General features: G+C 54.2%; 14 protein-coding genes. All 14 read right to left on the bottom strand.

What is annotated here, in order from left to right; translation table 11 throughout:
• Positions 1 to 592 (bottom strand): UDP-glucose 4-epimerase GalE (gene galE, locus HOLDEFILI_RS12750; RefSeq protein WP_006060160.1); only part of this gene is annotated, 592 nt, incomplete at its 3' end.
• A gap of 55 nt (positions 593 to 647) precedes the next feature.
• Positions 648 to 1,694, bottom strand: coding sequence for an RIP metalloprotease RseP (gene rseP, locus HOLDEFILI_RS12745; protein WP_006060159.1), 1,047 nt, complete (start codon positions 1,692 to 1,694; stop codon positions 648 to 650).
• 3 nt (positions 1,695 to 1,697) lie between these two features.
• Entirely contained in the window at positions 1,698 to 2,852 is a 1,155-nt protein-coding gene (locus HOLDEFILI_RS12740; RefSeq protein WP_006060158.1) for a 1-deoxy-D-xylulose-5-phosphate reductoisomerase, read from the bottom strand.
• Position 2,853: 1 nt separating this feature from the next.
• A complete protein-coding gene (locus HOLDEFILI_RS12735) occupies positions 2,854 to 3,618 on the bottom strand; it encodes a phosphatidate cytidylyltransferase (RefSeq protein ID WP_006060157.1) in 765 nt (254 codons plus the stop codon).
• Complete coding sequence (locus HOLDEFILI_RS12730) at positions 3,615 to 4,316, bottom strand: isoprenyl transferase (RefSeq protein ID WP_006060156.1); 702 nt, start codon at positions 4,314 to 4,316, stop codon at positions 3,615 to 3,617. The genes HOLDEFILI_RS12735 and HOLDEFILI_RS12730 overlap by 4 nt, the downstream gene beginning before the upstream one ends.
• Positions 4,317 to 4,363: 47 nt before the next feature.
• Positions 4,364 to 4,912: a ribosome recycling factor gene (frr, locus tag HOLDEFILI_RS12725; protein WP_006060155.1), complete on the bottom strand. Its 549-nt coding sequence runs from the start codon at positions 4,910 to 4,912 to the stop codon at positions 4,364 to 4,366.
• 18 nt (positions 4,913 to 4,930) lie between these two features.
• The gene (gene pyrH / locus HOLDEFILI_RS12720) at positions 4,931 to 5,632 is read right to left on the bottom strand and encodes a UMP kinase (RefSeq protein WP_006060154.1); all 702 of its coding nucleotides are present in this window, start codon (positions 5,630 to 5,632) and stop codon (positions 4,931 to 4,933) included.
• A 366-nt stretch (positions 5,633 to 5,998) separates the two neighbouring features.
• A complete protein-coding gene (locus tag HOLDEFILI_RS12715) occupies positions 5,999 to 7,591 on the bottom strand; it encodes a carbohydrate-binding domain-containing protein (protein ID WP_006060153.1) in 1,593 nt (530 codons plus the stop codon).
• A gap of 163 nt (positions 7,592 to 7,754) precedes the next feature.
• Positions 7,755 to 8,645: a translation elongation factor Ts gene (tsf, locus tag HOLDEFILI_RS12710; protein ID WP_006060152.1), complete on the bottom strand. Its 891-nt coding sequence runs from the start codon at positions 8,643 to 8,645 to the stop codon at positions 7,755 to 7,757.
• Positions 8,646 to 8,647: 2 nt separating this feature from the next.
• Complete coding sequence (gene rpsB, locus HOLDEFILI_RS12705; protein ID WP_039865011.1) at positions 8,648 to 9,589, bottom strand: 30S ribosomal protein S2; 942 nt, start codon at positions 9,587 to 9,589, stop codon at positions 8,648 to 8,650.
• A gap of 192 nt (positions 9,590 to 9,781) precedes the next feature.
• Entirely contained in the window at positions 9,782 to 10,753 is a 972-nt protein-coding gene (xerA, locus tag HOLDEFILI_RS12700; RefSeq protein ID WP_006060150.1) for a site-specific tyrosine recombinase/integron integrase, read from the bottom strand.
• Positions 10,738 to 12,048, bottom strand: coding sequence for a methylenetetrahydrofolate--tRNA-(uracil(54)-C(5))-methyltransferase (FADH(2)-oxidizing) TrmFO (gene trmFO, locus HOLDEFILI_RS12695; RefSeq protein ID WP_006060149.1), 1,311 nt, complete (start codon positions 12,046 to 12,048; stop codon positions 10,738 to 10,740). The genes xerA and trmFO overlap by 16 nt, the downstream gene beginning before the upstream one ends.
• Positions 12,038 to 14,065, bottom strand: a complete 2,028-nt coding sequence (gene topA / locus HOLDEFILI_RS12690) for a type I DNA topoisomerase (protein WP_039865010.1) — start codon at positions 14,063 to 14,065, stop codon at positions 12,038 to 12,040. Before topA ends, trmFO begins: the two co-directional genes overlap by 11 nt.
• An 81-nt stretch (positions 14,066 to 14,146) precedes the next feature.
• Entirely contained in the window at positions 14,147 to 14,929 is a 783-nt protein-coding gene (gene dprA, locus HOLDEFILI_RS12685) for a DNA-processing protein DprA (RefSeq protein ID WP_006060147.1), read from the bottom strand.
• Positions 14,930 to 15,109 lie beyond the last annotated feature (180 nt).

Genomic DNA, 15,109 nt, shown 5'->3' with positions numbered 1-15,109 from the left:
TGTTCGGAATACCGTTTGGCGTTTCTCCCAGCAGTCCGCTCTTATGTGCGCCGATCGGATTGAAGTAGCGCAGCAGCATAATGCTCCATTCCGTATCGGAAACGAACACGTCGCTTAAGATCCGTTCGATCATCAGCTTCGTCGATCCGTACGGATTGGTCGTCGACAACGGGAAATCCTCTGTAATCGGCACTTTGTGCGGATCGCCGTAGACCGTGGCGCTGGACGAGAATACGATCTTCTTGCAGTTATGCGCCTTCATGACCTCGCACAGAATCAGCGTGCCGGTCAGGTTGTTATGATAATACGTCAGCGGAATCGTCACCGATTCCCCCACCGCTTTTAAACCGGCGAAATGGATGACCGCTTCGATCTCATTTTCTTCAAACACCTTTTCGACCGCGGCTTTGTCCAACAGATCGTTTTCATAAAAGCGCGGACGCTTGCCTGTGATCTTCTCGATCCGGTCGATCACGCCTTTGCAGGAATTGACCAGGTTGTCGATGATGACAACGTCGTAGCCGGCGTTGATCAGTTCCACCGTTGTGTGGCTGCCGATGAAGCCGGTGCCGCCTGTGACTAAAATACTCATGTTCGTTCCTCCTGTTTATTTCTATGCCTTCCTCGCCTTTGAGGAAATGAAGCTATCAGATAAACAACCGCATCAGATCCTGCCAGGTGACGTAGACCATCAAAAGCAGCACCAGCGCGACGCCGACCGCCGTGATTCCGGCTTCCAGCTTTTGATTCAACGGCTTGCCGATAATCATCTCAACGATCACCAGCAGAATCCGTCCGCCGTCTAAGATCGGCAGCGGCAGCAGGTTGAAGACACCGACGTTCAGCGACAACAGCGCGATCAGCAGAATGTAGTTCTGTAATCCCAGACTGGCCTGCTGCTCAGTCACCTGATAAATCCCGACCGGTCCGGACAGATCTTCAAAGCCGATCCCCTTGACCAAGCGGGTCAGGGCGGTGACCAATTCCTTCACGGTCTGTCCCATATACTGAGCGCCGTAATAACCGCTGTTGAGCAGCGTGGTCTTGACCTGCGTCGCCGGCGGAATCTTGATTCCGACCAGCCACGATTGTTCTTGTTCGTTATACACCGGCGTCACCGTTTTCTCAAGCGTTTCATCGCCGCGCTTCAGCGTGTAGGTCACCGGATCGGTATTGTCCATCGAATACGTCAGGATTTCATAAAAGTTAGACGGCTTGACGACAGTCCCGTCGGCGAACACGACCTTGGTGATCACATCGCCTTGCGCAAAGCCTGCAGCTTCCGCCGGCGATCCTTCGACCACGCCGCCGACCACCGCTTTGGGCGCGATGTTGTAGCTGCCGTTGATCAGGATGATTGAAGCGAAGATCAGCCAGGCCAGCACGAAGTTCATGATCACGCCCGCAAGCATGATGATGATCTGCTTCCAATGCGACACGCCCTTGATCGTCCGCTCATGCGGCACGCCTTCAAACTCGCTGCCTTCCTCGCCCGCCATCGCGACGTAACCGCCGATCGGCAGCGCGCGCAGCGTGAAGGTCGTTTCCTTGCCCTTCCAGGCCCACAGCTTCGGCCCCATACCGATTGAAAACTCTCCGCAATAAACATGGAAACACTTCGCGGCGATCAGATGGCCGCATTCATGCACGATGATAATGACGGAAAGCAGGATGATAAAATACAAAATTGCCATTGCTTAGGCTCCTTTCAGATGTGATTTCACAAATTCACGGGCCTGGCGGTCCGCCTCAAAAATCGCATCCAGGGATGGTGTTTCCGTGAAAGCGAGTGTGCGGCAGGCGTCGATCACCAGCTCCTCAATGTCTAAAAATGAAATTTTCCCCTCACGGAATGCAACGTTGGCTTCCTCATTGGCGGCATTCATCACCGCCGGCATCGTTCCTTGTTTCCTTCCTGCTTCATACGCTAACCCCAAAAGCGGATAGCGGGCAAAATCGGCAGGGGCAAAATGCAGTGTTCCGATCGCGGCCAGATCCAGCGGCTGACTGTTGAACAACTCCAGCCGTTCAGGGTAGCTCAGGGCATACTGAATCGGCAGCCGCATGTCGGCCGTGCCCAGCTGGGCGATCACAGCGTGATCCTGATATTCGACCAGCGAATGGATTACGCTTTCTTTATGAATCAGCACGTCGATATGATCAAAATCGACGTCGAACAGCCAGTGCGCTTCAATGACCTCAAACCCCTTGTTCATCATCGTCGCGCTGTCGATCGTAATTTTAGCACCCATCGACCAGTTCGGATGCGCCAGCGCCTGAGCGACGGTCACCCCCCGCAGTTCTTCGCGCGTCTTATCGCGGAAGCTGCCGCCGGAGGCCGTGATGATCAGCCGGCTCAGCTGTTCTCTGCGGCTGCCCTGCAAACATTGGAAAATCGCGGAATGCTCGCTGTCGATCGGCAGCAGCGTCACGTGATGCTTATGGCAGGCGGCGTTGACAAAGGCTCCGGCCACGACCAGCGTTTCCTTATTCGCCAACGCGATATCGTGACCCGCTTCAATCGCCTGCAGCGTCGGCTTCAGGCCGACAAAGCCGACCAGCGCGTTGACCAGCACGTCGTAATCGTCGCGTTCGCTTAAGCGCAGCAGCCCGGTTTCTCCCCAGACCCATTCCAGATCAGGATATTCCTGCGCCAGGCGCTGACAATCCGCTTCCTCCTGCACGCAGACCGCCTTTAACTGCGGCAGCTGCGCGATCAGTTTTTTCAGCTGCGGGATGTTGCGGCCCGCGCCGATCGACGTGATTTGAAAGGCTTCGGGATGCGCCGTGCAGACATCGACCGTCTGCACACCGATCGAGCCGGTCACGCCCAATACACAACAACGTTTCATATTACACCACCATCGCTAAAATCAGCGTAAAATACAATAAGTTAAACAGTAAGCTGTCGATCCGGTCCAAAATTCCCCCGTGGCCGGGAAGGAACGAACCGAAGTCCTTGATTCCGACATGCCGCTTGATCAGGCTGAACGCCAGATCGCCCAGCTGTCCGACAACCGCCATCGTCGCCGCTCCAAACAAGGCCAATCCCAATGGCAGCTCCGGCAGCAGCGCCAGCGCGAAGATAAACGCTCCCGCCGTCCCGCACAGCCAGCCGCCGATCGCGCCTTCAACCGTCTTCTTTGGGGAAATCCGTTCGATCAGCTTATGCTTGCCGAAGAAATAACCGCAGAAGTATGCACCGGTATCGGTCAGATAGGTCGCCAGAATCACATACATCATCAGCCATGAGTTCCGGTCATAAATCGAAATGATCGAACGCACAGCCATGACGAACACCGTCAGCATCGCGAAAACCAGCGTGATATCGTTCAGATTCAGCTGCGGATCCGCTATGGCCGCCGCAAACAGCAGCACCAGCGTCAGCGCCAGACCGGCCCCCAGCCACTCCGGACTGACTAACGCCAAACCGATCATGACCGCGATCATCGCGATCATCAATCCATTTTTCCGCGGCGTCCTCAGACAATGCGTGATTTCATACGCCCCCGTGACCAGACAGAACAGCATCAACAGATCGATCAGCACCCCGCCCAGAATTAACGGCGGCAAAACGACCGCGATGATCAGCGCCGCCGTCAGGATGCGCTGTTTCACTTGACGCCTCCAAACCGCCGGTCACGCTGCTTAAACTGATCCAGACATTGCTTGAGCAGCTCCGGTGTAAAATCCGGCCAGGCTTCATCGACAAAGATCATTTCGGCATACGCGATTTCCCAAAGCAGGAAATTGGAAATCCGGTATTCCCCGCTGGTGCGGATCAACAGATCCAGCGGCGGAAACTGCGCGCCCATCAAATACTGGCCGAACTGCTCATCGCTGATCGTGTCGCTGGCCTTGCCGTCGCGCACGTCGCGGGCATACGCCTGGGCGGCTAACACAATTTCCCGCCGGCCGCCGTAATTCATCGCGAAGTTCAGGATCATGCCGGTATTGGCCTTCGTATCGTCGATCGCCGCCTGGAGCACCTTGGCGGTCTCCTTCGGGATCTGATCCATTTCACCGATCATCGTGATCCGGATGTTCTTTTCCATCAGTTCCTTAAGGAACCGTTTAAAGAAGACCGACGGCAGCTTCATCAGATAGCTGACTTCTTCCTCCGGCCGTTTCCAGTTCTCCGTCGAAAAGGCGAACACTGTCAGCACTTCCACTCCCAGATCGTTGGCGGCGATCGCAATGTTGCGCACGTTTTCCACGCCCTGGTAATGACCGGCCGTGCGGACCTTGCCCTGCTTCTTCGCCCAGCGTCCGTTGCCGTCCATAATAATCGCTACATGTCTAATTTTTTCTTCCATACCGTTGCTCCTTATCAAAGAAGCTCACTACAAGGTGAGCTTTGCCGTTACACTGTCATAATTTCTTTTTCTTTTTCAGCCGCGACGGAATCGACTTTCTTTATCATTTCATCCGTCAGCTTCTGAATCTTTTCAAGACATTCTTTTTCTGCGTCTTCCGTCAGCGTGTCGTCTTTCTTCGCGATTTCATTCGCATCCCGGCGCAGGTTGCGGACCGCGATCTTCGCTTCTTCCGACAGCTTGGAAACCTTCTTGCATAATTCCTTGCGGGTTTCTTCCGTCAGAGCCGGAACATTAATGCGGATGACGGAACCGTCGTTCTGCGGATTTAATCCCAGATCCGACTTGTTGATCGCATGTTCGATCGCTTTTAACGAACTGGAGTCATAAGGCTTGACGACCAGCTGGCGGCCTTCTACCACGGTGATTGAGCTGATCTGATTGATCGGCGTCGGGCAGCCGTAGTAATCGGCTTCCACCCCCGCAAGCATGCCGGCGTTGGCGCGGCCGGTGCGGATGGTTTCCAGATGTTCGCTGAACGTGTCGATCGCTTTCTGCATTTTAGAACGGCTGTTATCCAGTATTTCTTTCATCATCGTATGATTCCTCCCTGTTTATTCTACGATAGTGCCGATGCTTTCGCCCATGACGGCGCGCTTGATGTTGCCTTCCTGATTCATATTGAAGACGATCAGGTCGATGTGGTTGTCCATACACATGGAAGTCGCAGTCGTGTCCATGACCGCCAGTCCCTTCTGAATCAGATCCATGTACGTCAGGCGGTCATATTTAACTGCGTTGGGATCCAGCTTCGGATCCGCGGAATACACGCCGTCAACGCCGTTTTTCGCCATCAGAATAACGTCCGCTTTAATTTCGGAAGCCCGCAGCGCCGCAGTCGTATCGGTCGAGAAGAACGGACTGCCGGTGCCGGCGCCAAAAATCACGACACGGCCCTTTTCCAGATGCCGGATCGCCCGGCGGGCAATAAACGGTTCGGCGACCTTGTTCATCTCAATCGCGGTCTGCACGCGTGTCGGCACTTCGATCTGTTCCAGCGAACTCTGAATCGCCAGCGCGTTGATGACCGTTGCCAACATGCCCATGTAGTCGGCCTGAACACGCTCAATTCCCATTTTTTCCGCCATTTTGCCGCGGATGAAGTTGCCCCCGCCGACGACGATCGCAATTTCAACACCCAGATCCTGAATTTCCTTGATCTGGCTGGCCAGCGATTTCAGAATTTCGGGATCGAAATTGGTTCCTTGTCCGGACAGAGCTTCTCCGCTGAGTTTGAGCAGGATGCGCTTGTACATAGTTATCTCTCCTTTTTCATCAGAAATAAATTCTGTGATTGCTTCTTTTTCAGTCGTTATTTTATCATATTCGCCTGTGTTTTCCTAGAGTCTGACGCCAAGTTCATCAAATTTAAAGAATCGCGCTCCCGCATAGAAGTGTATGTCGCAAAACAGCGATTTACATCCTCTTTTCAAATCTCTGTCCGCAATTTTTATTTTTCCTGCTTATCTTTATTGTAGGCGATTTCCTGCAGTTTGAAAAGCAGAACGCAAAATTTGTTGACAATCTTCCGGATTTGTTGTGTCTTTCATTTCTATCGCAAAACAAACGGTGCTTCTCCCGGCCGTGGAACAGCCGAAAAGACGGCTTGCGCCGTCCTTCTCTTATTCTTCCGTCAGAGCCTGAATTCCGGAGAACATTGCGATGGCAGACTGAACCGTAAACGCAGCGTTCAGCTCACCGGCCGGAACATCGGCATGGTTCTGCGGACTCCGGCCATCTTCCGGTTTGCCGCCCCTCGGTTCTTTCTGATCTGCCGGCGATCCTACTTTGCGGTCCGCTTCGTCAACCGGGGGTTCCCCTTGCGGGAAGTCTCCTTGCGGCAGCTCCCCTTGCGGACCTTCGCCCTCAGGAAACTCACCTTCAGGGAACTCGCCTCCTTGCGGCCGCATTCCCATGCCCCTGCCCAGGGTGGTGCCGGTATAGCCCAGTGCCGTCAATCCCTCCGCCGAGGTGACGGGAGCGATCAGGCCGCCGAGGTCTTCGCCTTCGAGCGTTTCCGCATAGGCAAGTGTGTAGTCCTTTTCGCTGAGCTGCGGACTGGAATAGACCAGCACTGTGTAGTCGTTGGCGGCAGCGAAGCCGGCCAGCGGCTGTCCCGAATTGTCAGAAAGTACAAGCTTCCCGCCGGCGTTCTGCGTCTGAGCGAAGCTGAATACCATTACGTTCTGCGTGGACGCGGAATCCACTTCATCAAACATATTCCCGCTGGTCAGCACCGTGCCGCCATGAATCAGAATCCCGTTATCGGAATCCAGACCGCTGTCCATACTCGCCGGATTCGCCGCAGCGATGACCGTGCCGCCGTTGATGACAATCCAGCCGTTGGAATCAATGCCGTCGCCTTCCTGACCAGCACCGGCATTACACCGCACCGTTCCGCCGTTGATCGTGATCACGGACACACCGTCTTCATTGGCATTCAGACTGTCGTCAGCGGAATGGATGATCCAGCTGCCGCTGTTGATCGTCATGTGCATGGAAGTCTCTATGCCTTCGTTGCTCGCTTCGACGATCAGCGTGCCGGTACCTGCGGTTTCCCCGCTGAGATTCAGCGAGACTTTGGATTCGATCGCGCCATCGTACTTATGCAGCTTTTGGGTTGTGCCTTCCTTGTAGATTCTGGCTACATACGCGCCTGAAACAGTGTTCTCCGTTCCGTCGGCAACAATCAGGTTAAACCCGGCCGCCTGGGTATCCACGGTACTGAGCGCTTCCTCTTTTGCGCATTCATAGGCATTGTAAACAAGGATCGCCGGAGCGACAGTACAGGTAATCTCTGCCTGATCAAGAATCAGGTTGACCACGGCATTGGGATCGTCGTTGGCCTGCTCGCCTAAATCAATCGCGATCTGGCCGGCGCTGAGTTTTCCGCTGACGCGGTAGGTTCCCGGTTCGCGGATTGTGATCACGGTATGCGCCTGCGCTTCTTCCGCGCTGTGTTCGTCTTCCGTACCGCCTTCGCCGTATTCAGCACCCTGACCGGCTTCATAATAGACGATATCGTGCGAAAGCTGCACCGCGCCGGTTTCGCTAGCAGGCTGGCCGTTGATGAGAATCTGATCATCGCCGAGCTGGATGAGCGTCGCTTCTGTTTGGGATACCGTAATTCCTGTTGAGGACACGGAGGGGGAGGTGCTGCAGCCGCTTAGGATCAAGCTGAAGCCCAGCAGTACCGCAAAATAATTTCTTTTCATGTTTCACCTCATTTATGAACGAGATTAGTATAGTCTGGAAAAACGAACGCTGCGTGAACATCAAGGAAAGTTTACCTGAATTTTACCCTACGATTTTTAATTGGATCAAGACTTGCGAAACACTAAAAAAGCGACTGATTGCTCAATCGCTTTCTAGACTTCCTTATTTGCCGATCTGCTTGGCAACTTCTTCCGCGAAGTTTTCTTCGCGCTTTTCCAGACCTTCGCCGACAGCGTAACGAACGAAGCTTTCGACTTCCGTGTTCGCAGCCTTCAGGATCTGAGAAACCTTCTGGTTTGGATCCTTGAAGAACGGCTGGTCAACCAGGCACATTTCCTGCAAGGACTTGCTCAGACGGCCTTCAACGATGCCCTGCAGCACTTTTTCCGGCTTGTTGGCCAGGGATTCATCGTTCTTCATGATTTCCATCTGAACAGTTCTTTCCTTTTCAACAACGTCCGCCGGCATGTGGTTGCGGGAAACATAGCTCGGGCTCATCGAAGCGACCTGCATCGCCATATCTTTGGCGACTTCCGCATTGTCGCTGTTCTTCATGACCACACAGGCGCTGATCTTGCCGCCCATGTGCATATACGTTCCAAAAATGTCGTTGTCTGCTTTTTCAACGATTTCAAAGCGGCGCAGCGTGATCTTTTCGCCGATCGTCGCCGTGGCGTCGATGAACTTGCTTTCCAGCGTTACTCCGTTGACGTCCAGCGCTAACGCTTCTTCCACCGTCTTTGGCGCAGCTTTCAGAATGACGTCAGCCGTTGTGTTGATCAAATCCAGGAACTGTTCGTTCTTGGCGACGAAATCGGTTTCCGAGTTGACTTCGATCAGGCACGCGCGGTTGCCATCGGTGACGACGCGGGTCAGACCTTCAGCCGCAATCCGGCCAGCCTTCTTCGCCGCTTTGGCGATTCCCTTTTCGCGCAGCCATGTGATCGCCGCTTCCATGTCGCCGTCGCATTCGGTCAGGGCTTTTTTGCAGTCCATCATGCCCGCGCTGGTTCTGTCGCGCAGTTCTTTAACTAATGCAGCGGTAATTGCCATGATTATTCAGCCTCCTTCGCAGCCTCTGCCGGTTTCGCTTCGGCAGCCGGAGCCGCTTCCGCAGCCTTGGCGGCTTCTGCGTTTTCGCGTCTTGGTGTGAAACGCTTGTTATCACCGTAGCGGTTGTTGCGCGGACGGCGTTCTTCGTTTCTCTGACGACGGCGGCGTTCATTTTCTTCCGCCTGCTGTTCAACGTTGATGATGACTTCCTTCATCGTGATGTCTTCGGCTTCCTGGTCTTCCTGGTAAGCATAGCTTAACAGACCGCCCTTGGTTTCAACGATCGCATCCGCCAGTACGCCGATGATCAGCTTCACTGAACGAATCGCGTCATCGTTGGAAGGAATCGGGAAATCGACTTCTTCCGGATTGCAGTTGGTGTCAACCATCGCAAAGACCGGAATGTTCAGCTTCTTCGCTTCCGCAACCGCGTTGTGTTCTTCCTTCGGGTCAACAACGAAGATCGCATCCGGCAGCTTCTTCATTTCTTTGATGCCGCCTAAGAAGTTTTCCAGACGAGCCGCTTCCTTGCGGATCTGAGCAACTTCCTTCTTCGGATAAACATTGATCGAGCCGGAAGCTTCCATTTCTTCAATTTCCAGCAGACGCTTGATGCGCTTCTGGATCGTGCGGTAGTTCGTCAGAATGCCGCCCAGCCAACGCTGGTTGACATAGAAGGAACCGGAACGCAGCGCTTCGTCCAGAACGACGCTCTGAGCCTGCTTCTTTGTGCCGACAAACAGAACCTTGCCGCCCTTTTCCGCAATCGCCTTCATCGCTTCATACGCTTCGTCCAGCTTCTGCTGAGTCTTCGCCAAGTCGATGATGTAGACGCCGTTTTTCGCCGTGTAGATATACGGTTTCATCTTCGGGTCCCAACGACGGGTCTGGTGTCCGAAATGAACGCCGCTTTCGAGCATTTTACGCATAGATACAACTGACATTTTTAATTTCCTCACTTTCCGTTATATCCTCCATCACTTCCAACACTGCAACTTGATCGCTCAAGCACGGAGCAGTGAATCCATGATGTGTGTAGTGCACCCTTTATTCGCAGATGCCATGTATTAATATACCATAAGGCACTCCTGGATGCAATCCAAAAGTGCCCTGTTTAAGCCTGATTTTAACTAATTTTAACAGTTTTCCGATTTTTTCAGAACGGATTTTGAATGTGGATGCGCCGCGTCCACCGATTGCTTGAGCCGATCGACGGTCACATGCGTGTAAATCTGTGTCGTTGACAGCGAGCTGTGACCCAGCAGTTCCTGGACTGTGCGCAGGTCGACGCCGTTGTCCAGCAGATGCGTCGCAAACGAATGCCGCAGAATGTGGGGATGCAGCGGCTGGTTCAGTCCCGCATCCTGCCCGGCCTGGGCCAGGATCAGCTGCACCGCCCGCGGCGTGATCGGCGCCCCGCGCTGCGATACAAACACAAAGCCGTGCTCCTCTTTGAGATACAGCGCCCGGGAATCCCGCAGATACCGTGTGAGCAGTGTTCTCAAACGTTTATAAAACGGCACGATCCGCTGCTTGTCGCCCTTGCCGGTCACCGTCAGGATCCGCTCGTTGAGATCCAGCTCGGCCAAGGTCAGCGAACACACCTCGCTGACGCGCAGTCCGCAGGCATACATCGTTTCCAGAATCGCGCGGTTGCGCAGCGCCGCCGGATCGTTCAGATCGAACGAATCGAACAGCGTCATCATCTGATCAAACGTCAGAAACTCCGGGATCGTGCGGTTAAGCTTAGGCGCGCGCAGCCCCCGCGTCGGGTTGACCTTAACGCCTTTGTACCGGATTAAATAGTGATAAAAGGACCGCAGCGTCGACAACATCCGCGAAAACGAGCTGTCGCTGATCTTGCAGCGGGTAATTTTACCGCTGCGCAGAAGCGTGACATAATCAAACATCACCGCTTTGTCAACCTGACTGAAATCCGTAATCTTTTTTTCAGCCAGATAAGCCGCGAAGCGTTCCAGATCACGGCCGTAGCTGTCGGCGGTCGCCGGAGAACCACTACGGCGGGCCACGATGAATTCAACGAATTCCTCAGCCACGCTCATCAGCTGTTTTTTCGCGGCTTCTTCCGACGTTACTTCGTATTCCATGACAGCGACTGCTGAAACTGCGCCAGCTCGTTTAACGCCTGGATACCATACGCTTCCTTGCGTTCGCTCTTTTTCACTTTCTGCACTAACGGCAGGATGCCGAAGTTCGCGTTCATCGGCTGGAAATGCTTCGGGTCGGCATGCGTGATGTAATGCGCCATCGCGCCGATCATGCACGTCTGCGGAAACGGCTCCGGCGTCAACCCCAGCACAAGCCGGACGCATTGGATACCGGCGTTTAAGCCGCTGGCCGCCGATTCGATATACCCTTCCACTCCTGTCATCTGCCCAGCGAAAAACAGATCTTCACGCTTGACGGTCTGGTAGGTCGGCCGCAGGCAAAGCGGCGAATTGATATAGCTGTTGCGGTGCATGACGCCGTAGCGCAGGATCTCGCAGTTTTCCAGGCCTGGAATCATCCGCAGGATGCGGCGCTGTTCCGGCCATTTTAAATGCGTCTGGAAGCCGACGACGTTATACATACTCGCGGCGGCGTTGTCCTGGCGCAGCTGCACGACGGCGTAAGGCCGGCTGCCGTCGGGACGTTCCAGACCGACCGGCTTCATCGGGCCAAACAACAAGGTCTTTTCCCCGCGCCGCGCCATTTCCTCAAACGGCATGCAGCCTTCAAAATAAATCTCTTTTTCATGTTCGTGGACAGGCGCGCTTTCCGCGTGGATCAAGGCGTCGTAAAACGCCTCAAACTGAGCTTTGTCCATCGGACAGTTAATGTAATCCGCCTCGCCCTTATCGTAGCGGGACTTGTAATAGGCTTGAGTAAAGTCGATGCTGTCCTTGTCGATGATCGGCGCGGCCGCATCGTAAAAGTAAAACGATTCCTGATCGAAAAACGCCTGAATCTGCCGGCCCAGCGCGTCGCTGGTCAGCGGGCCGCTGGCGATGATGCACGGACCTTCCGGAATTTCCGTCACCTCGCGATGAACGACTTCAATTAACGGATGGCCGCTGACTTTTTCCGTCACCGCTTCCGAAAACGCTTCGCGGTCGACCGCCAGCGCACTGCCGGCCGGCACTTTGTATTGATCCGCAACGCTCATGATGACGGAATCCAGCCGCCGCATTTCCGCTTTCAGCACCCCGACGGCGTTGGTCAGAGCGTCGGAGCGCAGCGAGTTGGAACAGACCAGCTCGGCAAACTTGCCGGTCTTGTGCGCCGGCGTCATTTTTTCCGGCCGCATTTCGACTAACGTCACCGCGATGCCCCGCTGCGCCAGCTGCCAGGCCGCCTCGCAGCCCGCCAGCCCCGCGCCAACGACCGTTACCCTACTCGTCATCCTTTTTCTTCCCTTTCCGGCGGAAGGTTGGTTTCTTCTCGCCTTCGATATTTTCAATATGCCGGCACTTCGGGAAATTGGAACAGCCCAGGAAATAGTTGCCGTAGCGGCTTTTGCGCTTGAGCAGCTCACCGCCGCATTCCGGACAGATTTTGCCGGTCGGCTCCGGTTTTTCTTTTTCCGGCGCTTCGATTTTGCGCGTGTATTTGCATTGCGGATAGTTCAGGCAGCTGATGAACTTGCCGAAGCGGCCCTGACGGATGACTAACTCGCCGCCGCAATCCGGACAGAGCTCACCGATTTTTTCCGGTTCCATCTTTTCCATATTTTGATAGGCGTTGTCGACCAACGGTTCAAATTTATCATAGAACTCCTTCAGCGACTGTACGTGATCACGCCCGCCCTCGGCGATTTCATCCAGCTCGGTTTCCATGTTCGCCGTATAGCGGACGTTGATGATCTCGTTGAAGAATTCTTCCAGCTTCTGCGAGGTCAGCTCACCCTGTTCAGTCGGGAAAAAGACTTTCGTCTTGCTCGATTCGCTGGCTTTCTTCAATTCGACGTAACCGCGTTGCTGGATCGTGTCGATGATCATCGAATAGGTCGACGGACGGCCGATGCCCTCCTCTTCCATTTCCTTGATCAGCCGGGCTTCAGAATACCGCAGCGGCGGTTCCGTAAAGTGCTGATTACCCAGCAGTGAAACCGGCGTGCATTGCTGGCCTTCGCTGAGATCCGGAAGCAGCACGTCCTTGCTGGACTCATAGTCGGAAACCATTTTTAAATAACCGTCGAACGCCAACTGCGTGCCGCTGGCATTGAAGTCGTAGCCGTTGATCGACAGGACAACGCTGACGGTGTTGGATTTGCTCGGCGCCATTAACGAAGCCACGGCGCGGGCATAAATCAGTTTGTAGAGCTTGTACTGATCCGGCGTTAAGTATTTCTTCACCTTGTCCGGCTCGTTTTCCAGATTTGTCGGACGGATTGCTTCATGCGCATCCTGTGAATTTTCATCATTTTTAATCTTGTACTTACCCCAGTATTCCTTACCGAAGCGACCGACAATAAAATCGTGCGCAGCTTCAATAAAGACGTTGCTTAACCGCGTGGAGTCGGTACGCATATAGGTGATCAGACCTTCGCTGTGATCTTCCAGTTCGACGCCTTCGTACAGCTTCTGCGCGACCTGCATCGTCTTCTTGGCGGAAAAGCTCAGCTTGGTGGACGCTTCCTGCTGCAGCGTCGAGGTGATTAACGGCGGCTTGGCTTCCTTTTTGCGGACCTGCTTCTTTAACGCGGTCACGGTCATTGGTCCCTGGCAGGCGGCCAGTGCCTCGTCAGCCTGTTCCTTATTTTTAATCTCCGCCTTCTTGCCCTGAATCTTGGCTAACGCCGCGCTGAATTCCTTATCGTCCTCTTTGAACTTGGCGTCCAGCGTCCAGTATTCTTCCGGCACGAACGCTTTGATTTCTTTTTCCCGCTCGACGATCAGCTTTAATGCGACCGACTGCACGCGGCCGGCCGACTTGCTTCGAATTTTGGATTTGAGCAGCTTGGACAGCTTAAAGCCGATGATCCGGTCGAGAATCCGGCGAGTTTCCTGGGAATGGACGAGGTCCATATCGATCTTGCGCGGATGATCAAACGCCTGCAGCACCGCGTCCTTGGTGATTTCGTTGAACACGACGCGGTTGTCCTGGTCGACGTCCAGCTTTAATTCGCTGGCTAAATGCCAGGAAATCGCTTCCCCTTCGCGGTCGGGGTCGGTTGCCAGATAGACTTGATCGGCTTTCTTCGCCTTGGCTTTCAATTCTTTGACGGTCTCTTTTTTATCATCGCTGATGCTGTAGGTTGCTTTGAAATTGTCGTTGACGTCAACGCCCAGGCCATCCTTTCCTTTAATGGCCAGATCGCGGATATGTCCCTTGGAGGAAACTACTTCGTAATCCTTACCCAAGTATTTTTCGATTGTTTTTGATTTTGACGGCGACTCGACAATGACTAAATTTTTCATCGTCATCCTCCTTACTACTGAGTCCTTCTCAGTTCCAATAACCTATATTGCCATAACTTCAAGGAAATTACAAATGTCTTTTTAAAATTTCATGGTTTTAACACGGTTTTTACAGGCTTGACGTCGTTCCTGCGGCGTCCGCGTCAGCTGGGAGGGCTCCATTAGAATTTCCGCGCCCTGACTGATCAGCAGGTTGCAGCCCTCGCCTTCCTTATTCATTGCGGGATAGGGCAGACACCAGACCTCCCGGTTCAGCTCGATCGCTTCGTTGACCGTCAGCATTGTGCCGCTGTGAAATCCCGCCTGCATGACGACGATCCGGTCGCTCAGCGCGGCGATCAGCCGGTTGCGCCATGGAAAGTGATGCTTCAGCGGCGGCGTCTGGGGCGGATATTCGCTCAGCAGCAGATTGGCTTTCGGCAGTTCCGTATATAAATCACGGTTATACGCCGGATAGGGCCGATCCAGTCCGCAGCCGGCGATTCCGATCGTGCCCCGGCATAACCGCAAGGCTGCCCGGTGGGCTGCCCCGTCAATCCCCAGCGCCAGCCCGCTGACGATCACTTCGTCCTTTAACGCTCCGCAGCAGCGTTCCGTCATCGTTAAGCCATAGCGGCAGGCCCGTCGGGAACCGACGATCCCCGTTGCCGGCAGATCGGCTAGCGCCAGATTCCCCTGGTAAAACAAAATCCAGGGCGGAAAGCGCAGCTGCCGCAGCAACGCCGGATACTCCGCGTCCGCCCAGGTCACATACGGAGCGGCAATCGCTGGGCAGGGTGGTTTCTCTCCCTGTTTCAGTCCTTCCGTGATCTTTTCCCATTCCCCCCGATAACGCAGGGCCAACCCTAAAATTTGTTTCCGCATATCTTCACCGAATCCCTTCTATAAAAGATATACGCAGGATTTCCCAAAAGTCCTGTTTTTTTTACCAACAGCCCGTTTTTTTTACCGTTAAGCCTAAATCACGTTGAAATCGTGCAAGTTTGGTTTTAGAGATTCCGCTTTCCAGTCCAGCATCCCATGCCGATTTCCTGAGCGATCCTC

It is taken from the genome of Holdemania filiformis DSM 12042 (assembly GCF_000157995.1).
In the GTDB taxonomy this organism is placed as follows: domain Bacteria; phylum Bacillota_I; class Bacilli_A; order Erysipelotrichales; family Erysipelotrichaceae; genus Holdemania; species Holdemania filiformis.
The sequence above is the reverse complement of the archived record's forward strand: the minus strand, read 5'-3'. Positions and strand labels throughout refer to the sequence as shown.